At 72.5% G+C, this 15,277-nt stretch carries 10 protein-coding genes; all 10 read left to right on the forward strand.

What is annotated here, in order from left to right; translation table 11 throughout:
* The first annotated feature begins 106 nt into the window (after positions 1-106).
* The 10 genes from ACH4RG_RS09720 to ACH4RG_RS09765 all read left to right on the forward strand — a co-directional run bounded on the left by ACH4RG_RS09720 (position 107) and on the right by ACH4RG_RS09765 (position 15,264).
* Entirely contained in the window at positions 107-2,287 is a 2,181-nt protein-coding gene (locus tag ACH4RG_RS09720; RefSeq protein WP_398539329.1) for a putative bifunctional diguanylate cyclase/phosphodiesterase, read from the forward strand.
* 173 nt (positions 2,288-2,460) lie between these two features.
* On the forward strand, positions 2,461-2,757 hold the full coding sequence (gene gatC / locus ACH4RG_RS09725) for an Asp-tRNA(Asn)/Glu-tRNA(Gln) amidotransferase subunit GatC (RefSeq protein ID WP_003966094.1): 297 nt from the start codon (positions 2,461-2,463) through the stop codon (positions 2,755-2,757).
* 5 nt (positions 2,758-2,762) lie between these two features.
* Complete coding sequence (gatA, locus tag ACH4RG_RS09730; protein ID WP_397924134.1) at positions 2,763-4,265, forward strand: Asp-tRNA(Asn)/Glu-tRNA(Gln) amidotransferase subunit GatA; 1,503 nt, start codon at positions 2,763-2,765, stop codon at positions 4,263-4,265.
* Between the two features lie 5 nt (positions 4,266-4,270).
* Positions 4,271-4,504 (forward strand): hypothetical protein, encoded by a 234-nt coding sequence (locus ACH4RG_RS09735; RefSeq protein ID WP_397924321.1) that lies wholly within the window; start codon positions 4,271-4,273, stop codon positions 4,502-4,504.
* Between the two features lie 17 nt (positions 4,505-4,521).
* Complete coding sequence (gene gatB, locus ACH4RG_RS09740) at positions 4,522-6,030, forward strand: Asp-tRNA(Asn)/Glu-tRNA(Gln) amidotransferase subunit GatB (RefSeq protein WP_397924132.1); 1,509 nt, start codon at positions 4,522-4,524, stop codon at positions 6,028-6,030.
* 191 nt (positions 6,031-6,221) lie between these two features.
* Positions 6,222-8,330, forward strand: a complete 2,109-nt coding sequence (locus ACH4RG_RS09745) for a phosphocholine-specific phospholipase C (RefSeq protein ID WP_397924130.1) — start codon at positions 6,222-6,224, stop codon at positions 8,328-8,330.
* Between the two features lie 190 nt (positions 8,331-8,520).
* Positions 8,521-10,782, forward strand: coding sequence for an MMPL family transporter (locus tag ACH4RG_RS09750; RefSeq protein ID WP_398539330.1), 2,262 nt, complete (start codon positions 8,521-8,523; stop codon positions 10,780-10,782).
* Complete coding sequence (locus tag ACH4RG_RS09755) at positions 10,760-11,317, forward strand: GNAT family N-acetyltransferase (protein ID WP_397924126.1); 558 nt, start codon at positions 10,760-10,762, stop codon at positions 11,315-11,317. The genes ACH4RG_RS09750 and ACH4RG_RS09755 overlap by 23 nt, the downstream gene beginning before the upstream one ends.
* Before the next feature lie 528 nt (positions 11,318-11,845).
* Positions 11,846-12,022 (forward strand): hypothetical protein, encoded by a 177-nt coding sequence (locus ACH4RG_RS09760; protein ID WP_397924124.1) that lies wholly within the window; start codon positions 11,846-11,848, stop codon positions 12,020-12,022.
* A gap of 95 nt (positions 12,023-12,117) precedes the next feature.
* Positions 12,118-15,264, forward strand: a complete 3,147-nt coding sequence (locus ACH4RG_RS09765) for an AAA family ATPase (protein ID WP_397924319.1) — start codon at positions 12,118-12,120, stop codon at positions 15,262-15,264.
* Positions 15,265-15,277: the final 13 nt, after the last annotated feature.

Below are 15,277 nucleotides of genomic sequence, written 5' to 3' on the forward strand. Positions count from 1 at the left end.
TGTTGAGAGGTGCGCCCGCCGTGCACGGCTGCTCGACGGGGCCGTGGTGCCACGGGAGCGGGCGCCACCGAGGGACATCGGCACCGCCGGCTGTGAGAGGGACGGAATGAAACCGACCGAGAGCGCCGCACCGGTGTCGCGGCTGCAAGGTTTCGTCGGCCTCACGCCCCCCGTGGGCGCCGTCGTCGTGGGCATCGCCGCGGTGCTGCTGGCGGTCGGGTCCTACCGAACCGTTCAACAGGGACACGCGCTCTTCCCGGACGGTGCGGTGGGCTGGTCCCTCGCCGTGCTCACCGGGATCATCGTCGGCCATCTGGTGGCGCTCGGCCGCGACCGGTGGTGGGGCGGCACCGGCTCCGGGGCCGCCCTCACCCTCGCCGTGCTGCTGCTGTTCGGCTGGCTGCCGGCCGTGCTGGTCAGCCTCGCCGTCGTGGTGCTCGTCGGGACCGCCCGCCGACACCGCTGGTGGCAGGGGCTGCTGCACGGCGGGGTGGACATGCTGGGCATCGGCGCGGCGGCCCTCGTGCTGGCCGCGTTCGGCGAGGTTCCCACCGTCGAGGAACCCTGGCGGCCACTCGACTGGGGCATCGCCGCCGTCCCGGAACTGCTCCTGACGGCATCGACGTATCTGCTCGTCACCCGAGTCCTGCTGTGGTACGCCCAGGCCCCGCACAACGGCGGGCTGCCCACCATCGCCCGTACCGCGATGCTGCGACAGGGGCTCGTCGCCGTCGCGCTCCTCGGGCTCGCCCCGCTGATCTGCGCCGTCGCGATGTCCATGCCCGTCCTGCTGCCGCTCTTCGCGGTACCGCTGATCGCCCTCGACTCCACGCTCTGGATCGCCCGCGCCCGCGCCGAGGAGCAGCTGCGCGACCCGCTGACCGGGCTGCCCAACCGTCAGTGGCTGCTGGAGCGGACCTGGTCGGCGCTGGAGGACGCGGAGTCCATCGGCACCCGCTCCGCCCTGGTCCTCATCGACCTGGACCGCTTCCGCGCGGTCAACGACACCCTGGGCCACCTGGCCGGCGACCGGCTCCTGCTGCAGATAGCGGAGCGCCTGCGGCTCGCCCTGCCGCGCGGCGCGGAGGCCGCCCGGCTCGGCGGCGACGAGTTCGCCGTGCTGCTGCCGCACACCGACTCGACCACCAGCGCCCAGCAGGTCGCCCGCCATCTGGTGGCCGAGCTGTCCTCACCGCTCGACCTCGACGGGCTGACCCTCGTCCTGGAGGCCAGCGCCGGGGTCGCCGTCTACCCCGACCACGCCCTGGACGCCGAAGGCCTGCTGCGGCGGGCGGACGTCGCGATGTACCAGGCCAAGCGGGACCGCACGGGCGTGGAGGTCTACGAGTCCAAGCGGGACAGCAACACCCCCGACCGGCTCGGGCTCCTCGGCGACCTTCGCCGGGCGCTGGACGCGGGCGAGGTCGAGCTGCACTACCAGCCCAAGGTCCGCTTCGACGGGCAGGTCGCCGGCCTGGAGGCGCTGGTGCGCTGGGTGCACCCGGAGCGCGGCCGGGTCCCCCCGGACGAGTTCATCGCGATCGCCGAATCCTCCGGTCTGATGCCGCACCTCACGGAGTACGTCCTGGAGACGGCGCTCGCCCAGGTCGCCCGCTGGCGGGCGCAGGGCCTGTTCGTGCCCGTCGCGGTCAACGTCTCCCCGCGCGACGTGCACACTCCCGGCTTCGCGGGGGGCGTCGCGGCCCGTCTCGCCCGCCACGGCGTGCCCGCGGGAGCGCTCCAACTGGAGATCACCGAGCATGTGCTGCTGGAGGACCCGCAGCGCGCCGCCGACACCCTGGCCGGGCTCACCGCGCACGGCGTGAAGATGTCCCTGGACGACTTCGGCACCGGCTACTCCTCCCTGGTCCACCTGCGCAGACTGCCGGTCAGCGAGCTGAAGATCGACCGGTCCTTCGTGGCCCGGCTGGCGGTCGACCACGAGGACGCGGAGATCGTCCGCTGCACCATCGACCTGGCCCACTCGCTCGGTCTGGTCGTCGTCGCCGAGGGCGTCGAGGACGACGAGACGTGGGAGCGGTTGCGGGACCTCAGGTGCGACGCGGTGCAGGGCTGGCTGGTGGCGGCGGCGATGCCGCCGCAGGAGACGACGGCCTGGCTGCGGGCGCGCGGCGAGCACGGCTGGCGCAGGCCCGCCGAGCTGAAGGCCCAGGCGGCGGCCGCCACCGGGTCGGCCACCGGCTCGATGAACGCGTCGCTGAACGGCGTGGCGAACGGCGTGGTGAACGGCGTGGTGAACGGGACGGCGGAGACCGAGAGCTCCTGAGGGCCGCCCCGCTCTGACGCACTCCTCCGGGCCCCGGGCCGCAGCCCCAGGCGCACCCGTTTCCGGCCCCCACCGCCCGGAAAGGCGTAGCTCGATCGGGGCGGGGCACCCGGCCATGACGGACCCCATAGGATTGGGCTCAAAACCACACACCAACCCCTGAGGATCGCTGCATGCCTGGCATCACGCGCGAGGAGGTCGCCCACCTCGCCCGGCTGGCGCGTCTGGAGCTGAAGGGCGAAGAGCTCGATCACTTCGCCGGTCAGCTCGACGACATCATCGGCGCGGTCGCCCGCGTCTCCGAGGTCGCCGACCAAGACGTACCGCCGACCTCCCACCCGCTGCCGCTGACCAACGTCATGCGCGCGGACGAGGTCCGTCCGTCGCTCACCCCCGCGCAGGCGCTCTCCGGCGCCCCGGCCCAGGAGCAGCAGCGTTTCAAGGTGCCGCAGATCCTGGGGGAGGACTAACCGCCATGACGGACATCAGCACCATCATCAAGCTCACCGCGGCCGAGATCGCCGGGAAGATCGCCTCCGGCGAGCTGACCGCCGTCGAGGTCACCGAGGCCCACCTGGCCCGGATCGACGCGGTCGACGAGAAGGTCCACGCCTTCCTGCACATCGACCGCGAGGGCGCCCTCGCCCAGGCCCGTGCCGTGGACGCGAAGCGGGAGGCGGGCGAGAAGCTCGGCCCGCTCGCCGGCGTCCCGCTCGCGCTGAAGGACATCTTCACCACCAAGGACATGCCGACCACCGTCGGTTCCAAGATCCTGGAGGGCTGGGTCCCGCCGTACGACGCCACGCTCACGCGGAAGCTGCGCGCCGCCGACGTCGTCATCCTCGGCAAGACCAACATGGACGAGTTCGCCATGGGGTCCTCCACCGAGAACAGCGCCTACGGCCCCACCGGCAACCCCTGGGACCTCACCCGCATCCCCGGCGGCTCCGGCGGCGGCTCCTCCGCCGCGCTGGCCTCCTACGAGGCTCCGCTCGCCATCGGCACGGACACCGGCGGCTCGATCCGCCAGCCCGCCGCCGTCACCGGCACGGTCGGCGTCAAGCCCACCTACGGCGGCGTCTCCCGCTACGGCATGGTCGCCTTCTCGTCCTCCCTCGACCAGGGCGGGCCCTGTGCCCGTACGGTCCTGGACGCGGCGCTCCTCCACGAGGCCATCGCCGGGCACGACCCGCTGGACTCGACGTCCATCGACGCGCCGGTCCCGCCGGTCGTCGAGGCCGCCCGCAACGGCTCCGTCCAGGGCATGCGCGTCGGCGTCGTCAAGCAGTTCCGCGGCGAGGGCTACCAGGCCGGTGTCCTCCAGCGGTTCGACGAGTCGGTCGAGCTGCTGAAGTCGCTGGGCGCGGACGTCGTCGAGCTGGACTGCCCGTCCTTCGATCTGGCGCTCTCCGCGTACTACCTGATCGCCCCGTCCGAGTGCTCCTCCAACCTGGCCCGCTTCGACGCCATGCGCTACGGCCTGCGGGTCGGCGACGACGGCACGAGGTCGGCCGAGGACGTCACCGCGCTCACCCGCGAGGCGGGCTTCGGCGACGAGGTCAAGCGCCGCGTCATCCTGGGGACGTACGCGCTCAGCTCCGGTTACTACGACGCGTACTACGGCTCCGCCCAGAAGGTCCGCACCCTCATCACCCAGGACTTCGAGAAGGCCTTCGAGCAGGTCGACGTGATCGTCTCCCCGACGACGCCGACCACCGCCTTCCCGATCGGCGAGCGCGCCGACGACCCGATGGCCATGTACCTCGCGGACCTGTGCACCATCCCCACCAACCTGGCCGGCAACTCCGCCATGTCGCTGCCCTGCGGCCTGGCCCCGGAGGACGGTCTGCCGGTCGGACTGCAGATCATCGCCCCCGCCATGAAGGACGACCGGCTCTACAGGGTCGGAGCGGCCGTCGAGGCCGCCTTCGTGGAAAAGTGGGGGCACCCGCTGCTTGAGGAGGCTCCGTCGCTGTGAGTGCCATGGCAAAGAAGGCCAGTAACTTCAAGAAGTCCAGGACCGGGCTGTACGTCTCGCTCGGCAGTACCGCGTTCGGCGCGATCAGCATCGTCAAGCAGGCGAAGCTCGCGCGCGAGGACAACGACGTGCTGCGGCTCGTCGACGCGGCGGTCTCCGCGGCCGCCATCGTCACCGGACTCGCGATCCTCTATCGCGAACTGAAGCGTCTCGGCGACGACGACGTTCTGCTGGGCTGAGAGGGATAAGTTTCACCGTGACTGTCACTGACCTGGTGTCGTACGAGGACGCGCTCGCGTCCTACGACCCCGTCATGGGCCTCGAAGTCCATGTCGAGCTCGGAACGAAGACGAAGATGTTCTGCGGCTGCTCCACGGAGCTGAAGCAGGACGCCAACTCCCAGACCTGCCCGGTCTGTCTCGGACTGCCCGGCGCGCTGCCGGTCGTCAACGAGATCGGCGTGGAGTCGGCCATCAAGATCGGTCTCGCGCTCAACTGCGAGATCGCCGAGTGGTGCCGCTTCGCCCGGAAGAACTACTTCTATCCGGACATGCCGAAGAACTTCCAGACCTCGCAGTACGACGAGCCGATCGCCTTCGACGGCTATCTGGACGTCCAGCTGGAGGACGGCGAGATCTTCCGGGTGCAGATCGAGCGCGCCCACATGGAGGAGGACACCGGCAAGTCGACGCACGTGGGCGGCGCCACCGGCCGTATCCACGGCGCGTCCCACTCCCTGCTCGACTACAACCGGGCCGGCATCCCGCTCATCGAGATCGTCACCAAGCCGATCGAGGGAGCCGGCGCCCGCGCCCCCGAGGTCGCCAAGGCGTACGTCGCCGAGCTCCGCGAGCTGATCAAGGCCCTCGGGGTCTCCGAGGCCCGCATGGAGATGGGCCAGATGCGCTGCGACGTCAACCTGTCGCTGCGCCCGCACGGCCGCGAGGCGTTCGGCACCCGCTCCGAGACGAAGAACGTGAACTCGCTGCGTTCCGTCGAGCGGGCCGCGCGCTTCGAGATCCAGCGGCACGCCGCCGTGCTGTCCTCGGGCGGCACCATCGTGCAGGAGACCCGGCACTTCCACGAGGAGGACGGCTCCACCACGGCCGGCCGCATCAAGGACAACGCCGAGGACTACCGCTACTTCCCCGAGCCGGACCTGGTGCCGGTCGCGCCCGCGCGCGACTGGGTCGAGGAGCTGCGCAAGGGCCTCCCCGAGCTTCCCCGGCTGCGCCGGGCGCGGCTCAAGGAGGAGTGGGGCGTCAACGACCACGACATGCAGTCCATCCTCAACGCGGGCGCGGTCGACCTGATCGTCGCCACGACCGAGGCGGGCGCACCCTCGGACCAGGCCCGCAAGTGGTGGATGGGCGAGCTGGCCCGTAACGCCAACGAGACCGGCCGCGGTCTGGACGAGCTGCCGATCACCCCGGGGCAGGTCGCCCGGGTGGCCGCGCTCGTCGCCGCGGGCGACCTCAACGACAAGCTGGCCCGCCAGGTCATCGAGGGCGTCCTCGCGGGCGAGGGCGACCCGGACACCGTCGTCGAGAAGCGCGGCCTGAAGGTCGTCTCCGACGAGGGCGCGCTGTCCACGGCCGTGGACGAGGCCATCGCGGGCAACGCGGCCATCGCGGACAAGATCCGCGGCGGCAAGGTCGCGGCGGCGGGCGCGCTCGTCGGCGCGGTCATGAAGGCCACCCGCGGCCAGGCGGACGCGGCACGCGTGCGCGAGCTGATCCTGGAGAAGCTCGGCGTCGAGGGCTGATCACGGAATCGTCCCCGAAGGGGCGGTGCGCCCGTACGTACAGGAGTACGTACGGGCGCACCGCCCCTTCGCGTGCTTGGACTTCCGGTACGGCCTCTTGGACGTTCACCACCGGTCCGTGCGCAGTCCTTCCCGACGCCACCCGGGCTGACTAGCTTCCCGGCTGTAACCACCGGAACCAGGAGGCTCTTTTGACCACGGACATGTCACGGCGACGGCTCTTCGCGCTGGGCGGCGGCGCGCTCGGCGCCGCTGCGGCCGGATCGTTCCTGCCGCCGTCGCTCCAGGCCGCCATCGCCGCGCAGCCCGCCCACGCGGGGTCCGGCGGGGGAGGCCTCGGCGCCATCAAGCATGTGGTGATCCTGATGCAGGAGAACCGTTCCTTCGACCACTACTTCGGCACCCTGCGCGGCGTACGCGGCTTCGGCGACCGCAACGCCATCGAGCTGCCCACCGGCACAACGGTGTTCGAACAGCCCGCCGCGGCCGGCTCCACCGTGCTGCCTTTCCCGGTGCGCGGGGCGGCCGAGGCGCAGAAGAAGGACCTCCAGTACATCGGCGCCCTCGACCACTCCTGGAACGGCGGGGCGAAGGCCTGGGGCGGCGGCTGGATGAACGGCTGGATCAGCGCGAAGACCGCGGCGACGATGGCGTACTACGACCGCCGCGACATCCCGCTCCACTACGAGCTGGCCGACACCTTCACCGTCTGCGACGCCTACCACTCCTCGATCCACACCTCCACCAGCCCCAACCGCAACCACCTGTGGAGCGGGAAGACCGGCTTCGAGCCGAACGGGAAGCGGGCCGTCGGCAACGACGCGTACAACGAGGGGACCCACCCCGGCTACGACTGGTCCACCTACGCCGAGCGGCTGGAGAAGGCCGGGCGCAGCTGGCGCACGTACACCGAGTGGGAGAACTTCACCGACAACCAGATCGAGTTCTACGCCACCTTCAAGGCGATCGCCCGCAAGGCGCTGGCCAGGACCGGCGGGCACACCTACATGGAAGCCTTCTACGCCAAGGTCCGGGGCGCGTCCGAGACCGAGCGCACCCGGCTCCTCGGGCTGCTGGAGGAGGGCGTCGCCACCCTCGACCGGCGCGAGCGCAGCCTGTTCGAGCGGGGGCTGCGGCGGGTGCCGACCGGGACGCTGGCGGACGAGTTCGCCAAGGACGTGGCGGCCGGGACGCTCCCCGCGGTCTCCTACCTGGTCCCCTCGGCGATCGACTCGGAGCACCCGAGCGTCTCCTCGCCGGTGCACAGCGCCACCGTCGTCTACAAGATCCTCGACGCGCTCGGCAACCACCCCGACGTGTGGCGGCACACGGCCGTACTGATCAACTACGACGAGAACGACGGCTTCTTCGACCATGTCCCGCCGCCCGTCGCGCCCCCCGAGGTCACCGACGAACAGTGGGAGGGCCGGCCCACCGGTCTCGGCATCCGGGTGCCGCTGCTGGTCGTCTCGCCGTGGACCGTCGGCGGGTACGTCTGCTCCGAGGTCTTCGACCACACCTCCGTCATCCGCTTCCTGGAGCGCTGGACCGGTGTGAGGGAACCCAACATCAGCGACTGGCGGCGGCGCGTCACCGGCGACCTGACGTCCGCCTTCGACTTCACCCGGGCCCGGCGGCAGCCCGCCGTCGAGCAGCCGGGGGCGATCCCGCCGCTGAGCGGACGCTGGCAGCCGAAGCCGCCCGCCGTCCAGCACCTCCCCGCGCAGGAGCCCGGCGCACGCCCGGCGCGCCCCCTGCCGTACCAGCCGGACGCCCGGGCGAGGCGGTCGGGCGACACCCTGCGGGTCGAACTCGCCAACACCGGCCGGTCCTCGGCGCACTTCGCGCTGTACCCGTACGCCGGCGAGTTCCCGGCCCCGCAGCACAAGGACGTCCGGGACACCGCGCACTGGACCGTCCCGCTGACCGGGGAGGCGTACCGCTTCACGGTCACCGGGCCGAACGGATTCCGGCGCGAGTTCGCCGGACCGTCCGACGGGGGAGCGGAGGTCGCCTCCCGCATCGACCACCGCGACCGCGACCTGCACCTCACCCTGCGCAACACCGGCCGCCGGACCCTGACCTTCCTGGTGCGGCCGCTCGGCTACGTCGACGAGGACGACGTACGGGACTGGACCCGCCGCGTCACGGTCAAGCCGGGCCGCAGCCGGGCGCTCGTGCACTCGGCGGCCGACGCCCACGGCTGGTACGACCTCGCCGTCACCGTCGACGGGGAGGACGGCTTCCGGCGGCGGCTCATGGGCCACATCGAGAACGGCCGCGCCAGCGTCTCCGGCTGACCCGGCCCGAGGGCCGCAGGGCTTGGTCCGTCCCGTGCGGGGAACGGACCAAGCCCTGTGACCATGGCCACGAAACGGACAAAGGATCATCATCTGCTGTCAGAGTGGCGGTCGTAAGGTCTTGAGGCGTTTACGGGCAGATAACGTCATCTGTGGGTAAATGTTCACGAACCCACAGGGAGCTCATCCGTTGGCTGCCATCGCTCGCTGGTGCATCGGACACCGCCTCGTCGCCGTCCTCATCTGGCTCGCCGCCCTCGGCGGGACGGCCGCCGCGGCGGGCTTCGCGGGCTCCGCGTACTCCAACGACTACGAGGTCCCCGGCACCGAGTCCGGCCGCGCCACCGAACTCCTCTCCCGCGGCTTCACCGACCTCGGCGGCGACACCGACACCGTCGTGTGGCACACCACCGGCTCCACGGTCCGGGCCGCGGACGTCGAGCGGACCATGACCCGGACGCTCCACGCGATCGAGGAGCTGCCGGGCGTCGGCGCGGTCACCGGCCCCTACGGAGGCACCGGCCCCGGCCAGATCAGCGAGGACGGCCACACCGCGTACGCCACGGTCACCTTCGACCACCCCGCCGACGAGATCCCCGCCTCCCAGGCCCAGTCCCTGGTCGACACCGCGAAGGGAGCCGAGGCCGACGGGCTCCAGGTCGAGCTGGGCGGCACCGCCGTCGCCCTCACCGAAGCGCCCTCCGTCCACCTCGCCGAGGGCATCGGCGTCGTCGTCGCGGCCGTCGTGCTCTTCCTCGCCTTCGGCTCGCTCGCCGCCAGCCTGCTGCCCATCGCCACCGCGCTCGTCTCCGTGGGCACCGCCTACGCGGGCATCGTGCTGCTCGGCCATGCGATGACCGTGGCGGACTTCGCCCCGATGCTCGGCATGCTCATCGGACTCGGTGTGGGCATCGACTACGCCCTCTTCATCGTCACCCGTCACCGCAGAGGCCTCCGGCGCGGGATGTCCGTCGACGAAGCGGCGCAGAACGCCGTCACGACCACCGGGCGTGCCGTCGTCTTCGCCGGGGCCACCGTCTGCATCGCGCTGCTCGGCATGCTGATCCTGCGGCTCGGCTTCCTCAACGGCGTCGCCATCGCCGCCTCGCTCACCGTCGTCCTCACCGTGGTGGCCTCGGTCACCCTGCTGCCCGCGCTGCTCTCCCTCATCGGGATGCGGGCGCTCAGCCGCCGCGAGCGGCGACAGCTCGCCGAACACGGACCGCGGCCCGAACTGCCCACCGGCTTCGCCGCCCGCTGGTCCGCCTTCGTGGAGCGGCATCCCAAGCTCCTCGGCTCCATCGCGGCCGTCGTCATGCTGGTACTCGCCCTGCCGGCCCTCGGCCTCCATCTGGGCACCTCCGACCAGGGCAACAACCCGGCCACCGCCACCACCCGGCAGGCCTACGACCTGATCGCCGACGGGTTCGGGCCCGGCGTCAACGGCCCCCTCACCGTCGCCGCCCAGCTCGACGGCGCGGACGACCGGCTCGCGCTGGACTCGCTGCCCGAGAAGCTGCGCACCACCGAGGGCGTCGCGTCCGTCAGTCCGGTCACGTACAACAGTGCCGGCGACACCGCCTTCCTCACCGTCGTCCCCGACTCGTCCCCCCAGTCGCAGGACACCAGCGAGCTGGTCGACCGGATCAGGGACGACGTGCTGCCGCCGGTGAGGGACAACACCTCGCTGGAGGCCCACGTCGGCGGGGTGACGGCGAGCTACGACGACTTCGCCGAGATCATCGTCGGGAAGTTGCCGCTCTTCGTCGGGGTCGTCATCTCACTCGGCTGTCTCCTCCTCCTCCTGGCGTTCCGCTCCATCGGCATCCCGCTCAAGGCCGCCGTGATGAACGTGGCCGCCGTCGCCTCCTCCTTCGGCGTCGTCGTGGCCGTCTTCCAGTGGGGCTGGGGGAGCGAGCTGCTCGGCCTCGGCAGTGCCGGGCCCATCGAACCCTTCCTCCCCGTGATCATGGTCTCGGTCCTCTTCGGCCTCTCCATGGACTACCAGGTCTTCCTGGTCGGCCGGATGTACGAGGAGTGGCTGGAGACCGGCGACAACCGGCGGGCCGTACGGGTCGGCCTAGCCGAGACCGGCCGGGTCATCAACTCCGCCGCCGTGATCATGATCTCCGTCTTCCTCGCCTTCGTGCTCAGCGGCGACCGGGTCATCGCCATGTTCGGCATCGCGCTGGCCACCGCTGTCGCCCTGGACGCCTTCGTCCTGCGCACCCTGCTGGTGCCCGCCCTGATGCACATGCTCGGCGGGGCGAACTGGTGGCTGCCGGACTGGCTGGAGAGGCGGCTGCCCAGGATCAGCATCGAGCCGCCCGACTGCGTACCGCTCCGTGCGAAGATCCCGGGGACACGCGGCACGGGTGCGGAAGAGGGCGCCGGACCGGTGACGGGCCGCACCGCCGAGAAGGAGCACGATGTTCGCCGTATCCCTGGGTGACGACCGGGCGGAGTTGTGCCCGCTGGAGATCTGGCAGGCCGAGGAGCTCCTCGCCCACATGGACCGGGCCCGGGAACTGGTCGACGCCTGGATCCCGCTCGCCTCGACCGTCACCGACCTGGACTCGGCGCGCGCCCTGCTCCAGCGGTACGCGGAGAAGCAGGCCGCGGACACCGGACGGCTGTACGGCATCCGGCTGGACGGCGTCCTGGTCGGGGCCGTCCTCTTCCGGATCTTCGACGCGGAGTCCGGCAACTGCGAGATCGGCGTGTGGCTGGAGCCCGCCGCCCAGGGCCGCGGCCTGATCACCCGCGCCGCCGAGCGCCTGATCGACTGGGCGGTGCACGAGCGCGGCATGCACCGCGTGGAGTGGGTCGCCTCCGCCGCGAACACCAGGTCGATCGCGGTGGCGAAGCGGCTCGGCATGACCCGGGACGGGGTGCTGCGGCAGAGCCACGTCCACCGGGGCGTACGCCACGACTCCGAGATCTGGTCGGTCCTCGCCCCGGAATGGCGGGCCCGCGCGGGCCGCTGAGCCCCGCCCCGCCCTGAGGAGCCCCCCGCGCGGCCCCGGCGTCAAGCGGGCTCTCATCCGGGGCCCCCTAGCGCGCGGCGAAGGAACACCACCCCCTCCAAGACGACGACCCCGTCCACCACCACCCCGCCCGCCCGGACGACCGACCCCCCTTCGACGAGGCCCGGCACGGCGTCGGCGCGGGCGCGGCGGCCGTCGTCTCCGCCGCCCTCGGCATCGTCGCCCTGCTCACCGCGGGCGCCCCGGCCGGCGGCTGACCCTACTGCTCACCGCCCCGTACGGCACGGGGGCCAAGGGTGTCCGGCAGGCCCGGTCACGATCCGCGGGGCACTCCCTAAGGCGCCCGCCCACCCCTCGGACACCCGAGGGCTCGCCCTAAGGCCCCCACCGCCGCCAAGATGCGGAACTCGCCCGATGCGGTGCCCCCTCCTGGCCGACGACAGTGGACACACAGCGGACACAGGGCCCCGGCCGACCGGCCGGGCACCCCGCCGGTCCGCTGCCACGACCAGGAACCAGGGGCACCCCATGTACGAGTACGAGCTCTACCGCTCCACCTCCGCCGAGCTGATCCGCCGGGCCGACGCCGAGCGCGAGCTCGGCCGGGCCCGCCTCGTCCGCCGGGCCGCCCGCCGCTCCGGACGCGGTGATCCCGGAGGGAAGGTGGTGGAGGGCGACCGCACCCGCTTCGCCCCGGCCGCCTGACGGTGCCCGGGACCGGGAGCACCACCGCACCGGTCACCGGCCCCGCCGACGCCTCCTCCGGATCGGGCGCGGCGGGCCCGGACCGGGCCCGAACCATGATCACCGTCCGCGAAAAGCCTCCCGCGGCCTCGTACGCGTATGCGATGCTCGGCGACGTGGAGACCAGGTCAGTCAGCCCCGTGTTCATCGGGCGCGCCGAGGAGTTCGCCGCGCTCACCGAGGCGCTCGCGCGGGCCGCGTCCGGCGACCCGCAGGCACTGCTGATCGGCGGCGAGGCCGGCGTCGGCAAGACCCGCCTGGTCGAGCGGTTCGTCACGGAGGCCGAACGGCGCGACGCCGTCGTGGCCGTCGGGTCCTGCGTCGAGATCGGGGCCGACGGACTGCCGTTCGCCCCTTTCCCCACCGCCCTGCGCGCCCTGCGCCGTGCCCTGCCCGAGGAGATGGCCGCCGCCTGCGCCGGCCAGGAGGGCGAACTGGCCAGGCTCCTGCCCGAACTGGGCGAGGTCCACCGGGACGCGACCGACGAGCACAGCATCGCCCGCCTCTTCGAACTCACCGTACGGCTGCTGGAGCGGGTCTCCGCCGAACGCGTGGTCGTCCTCGTCCTGGAGGACCTGCACTGGGCGGACGCCTCCACCCGGCACCTGCTCGCCTACCTCTTCCGCACCCTCGGCAGCGGCCGCCTCATGGTCGTCGGCACCTACCGCGCCGACGACATCCACCGCCGCCACCCCCTGCGCCCGCTCCTCGCCGAGCTGGACCGGCTGCGCACCGTCACCCGCGTCGAACTCGACCGGTTCAGCCACGACGAGGTCGGCCGCCAACTCGCCGGCATCCTCGCCGAGACCCCCGCGGCCGCGCTCGTCGACGAGATCTTCGACCGCTCCGACGGCAACGCCTTCTTCGTCGAGGAGCTGGCCCGCTCCCTGGAGTGCTGCGGCGACAGCTCCGGCCTGACCGAATCGCTCCGCGACCTCCTGCTCGTCCGCGTGGAGGCGCTCCCCGAGCACGCCCAGCGGATCGCCAGGCTGGTCGCCGAGGGCGGCTCCTTCGTCGAACACGAACTCCTGGCCACCGTCGCCGGACTCGCCGAGTCCGACCTCGACGAGGCCCTGCGCGCCGCCGTCGGGGCCAACCTGCTGCGACCCGCGCCCGACGACGACGGCTACCGCTTCCGGCACTCCCTGGTCCGCGAGGCCGTCAGCGACGACCTGCTGCCCGGCGAACGCACCCGCGTCAACCGACGGTACGCCGAAGCCCTGGAGGCCGACCCCTCCCTCGTCCGGGACGACGAACGCGCCACCCGCCTCGCCAGCTACTGGTACGCCGCCCACGACGCCGCCAAGGCCCTGCCCGCCGTGCTCCGAGCCGCCGTCGAGGCCCGCCGCCGTTACGCCTACTCCGAGCAACTGAGGCTGCTGGAACGGGCGATGGAGCTCTGGGACGACGTACCCGACGCGGTACGTGCCACCCTGCGACCCTTCGACTTCGCGGAGGTCTACCCGGGCTCCGGCCGCGACCCGGAGAACACGCCGCTGCGCTACCTGGACCTGATGGCCGAGGCCACCGTCGCCGCCCACTTCGGCGGTGACCGCAAGCGCGCCCTGGCCATCTCCAAGAAGGCCATGCGGGTCCTGGCCGCCGAGGCCGACCCGCTGCGCGAGGCCTGGTTCCTGGTGCAGCGCAGCCGCCTGGTGCAGGGGCTCGACAAGGGGGACGGCTGGGAGGAGCTGGCCACCGCGCAGGAGCTGGTGCGCGGACTACCGCCGTCGCCCGTGCAGGCCGACGTCCTGACCAATGTGGCCAGTTGGCGGGCGCTGCACCAGCCCGGTCCGCAGGCGCTCGCCGACAGCGACCGCGCCGTGGAGTACGCCCGGCTCGTCGGCGACGAGTACATCGAGCTGCACGCCCGCCTCACCCGGGGCTGGCTGACCGCGGACGCGGGCGGCGTCGAGGACGGCCTCGCCGAGATGTACGCCGTCCGGGACCGCGCCGAGAAGCTGCACCTGATCAACCTCCTCGGCCGGGTCAGCGTCAACCTGCCCTCCTCGCTCGAAGCGATGGGCCGCTCGCTGGAGGCCGTCGCCGCCGCCGACCACGGCATCGAGATCTGCCACAGCCGCGGCCTGGCCGACTCCGGGGCCTGGGTGTACGCCAACCAGGCACAGTCCCTGTTCTCCCTGGGGCACTGGACCCAGAGCGAGACCGCCGCCGCGTCCTCCGCCCGCCTGGCGCTGGGGCCCAAGTCGAAAGGTCTCGCCGCCCTCCGCCGTACCGAACTGGCCGTCGCACGCGGGGACCTCGCGGAGGGGGAGGAGCTGCTCGCCCTGGTCCGTAAGCACTTCGGGCAGCGCGACCCGCAGCACCAGCACCTGATCGACCCCGTCCGGCACGGGATGGTGCTGGCCGCCTCCCAGGGCAGGCTCGCCGAGGCACGGGCCGCGTTCGAGGAGCTGGCCCGGCCCGGCTTCCCGCCCGGCACCCAGCGCTACGCCCTGCCGCTGCTCCAGACCGCCGCCATGATCGAGGCGGACGCCCGCGGACTGCCCGCCGCCGAACCGGACCGCCCGGAGCTGCTGGCCCTGATCCGCCGGTGCGTGAAGAACCTCCCGATGCTCGTCCCCGTATGGGTGGCCTACGGCGTCTTCATCGAGGCGGAGGTGGCCCGTGCGGAGGGCACGGACACCCCCGGACACTGGGCACGCGCCGCCGACGCCTTCGGCCCGCTGTGCCGCCCGTACCAACTGGCCCAGATCCACCGCCGCTGGGCCGAATCCCTGCTCATCGCCCCCGGCGACCGGTCCGCCGCGACGGCCCTGCTGCACCGCGCCCACGAGGCCGCGCACCGGCTCGGCGCCCGCCCGCTCGCCGAGGCCGTCGAACAGCTGGCGGCCCGCGCCCGCATCACCCTGGACGGCTCCGGCACGGCATCCGGCCCCGACGCCGGGATCCACCCGGCCGTCCTGACCGCCGAACCTGCCGGAGGCAGCCCGGGGCAGCCGGGCGAGGAGCAGGACCCCGCCATCGCCGCCGTGGCGTCCTTCGGGCTGACCCCGCGCGAGCAGGACGTGCACCGCCTGGTCGCGGCCGGGCACACCAACCGCAGGATCGCCGAGGAGCTGTTCATCTCCCCGAAGACCGCGAGCGTGCACGTCTCCAACATCCTGGCCAAGCTCGGTGTCGCCAGCCGCGGCGAGGCGGCCGCCCTCGCCCACCGCCTCCGCCTCTACCCGGCCGCGTAGGCCCTGGTCACGT

The organism is Streptomyces sp. NPDC021019 (genome assembly GCF_044333295.1).
Taxonomy (GTDB): Bacteria; Actinomycetota; Actinomycetes; order Streptomycetales; family Streptomycetaceae; genus Streptomyces.

Coding starts and splice junctions, on each gene's coding strand:
- ACH4RG_RS09720 (WP_398539329.1), top strand. CDS start 107: ATGAAACCGACCGAGAGCGCCGCACCGGTGTCGCGGCTGCAAGGTTTC.
- gatC (WP_003966094.1), top strand. CDS start 2,461: ATGCCTGGCATCACGCGCGAGGAGGTCGCCCACCTCGCCCGGCTGGCG.
- gatA (WP_397924134.1), top strand. CDS start 2,763: ATGACGGACATCAGCACCATCATCAAGCTCACCGCGGCCGAGATCGCC.
- ACH4RG_RS09735 (WP_397924321.1), top strand. CDS start 4,271: ATGGCAAAGAAGGCCAGTAACTTCAAGAAGTCCAGGACCGGGCTGTAC.
- ACH4RG_RS09755 (WP_397924126.1), top strand. CDS start 10,760: ATGTTCGCCGTATCCCTGGGTGACGACCGGGCGGAGTTGTGCCCGCTG.
- ACH4RG_RS09760 (WP_397924124.1), top strand. CDS start 11,846: ATGTACGAGTACGAGCTCTACCGCTCCACCTCCGCCGAGCTGATCCGC.
- ACH4RG_RS09765 (WP_397924319.1), top strand. CDS start 12,118: ATGATCACCGTCCGCGAAAAGCCTCCCGCGGCCTCGTACGCGTATGCG.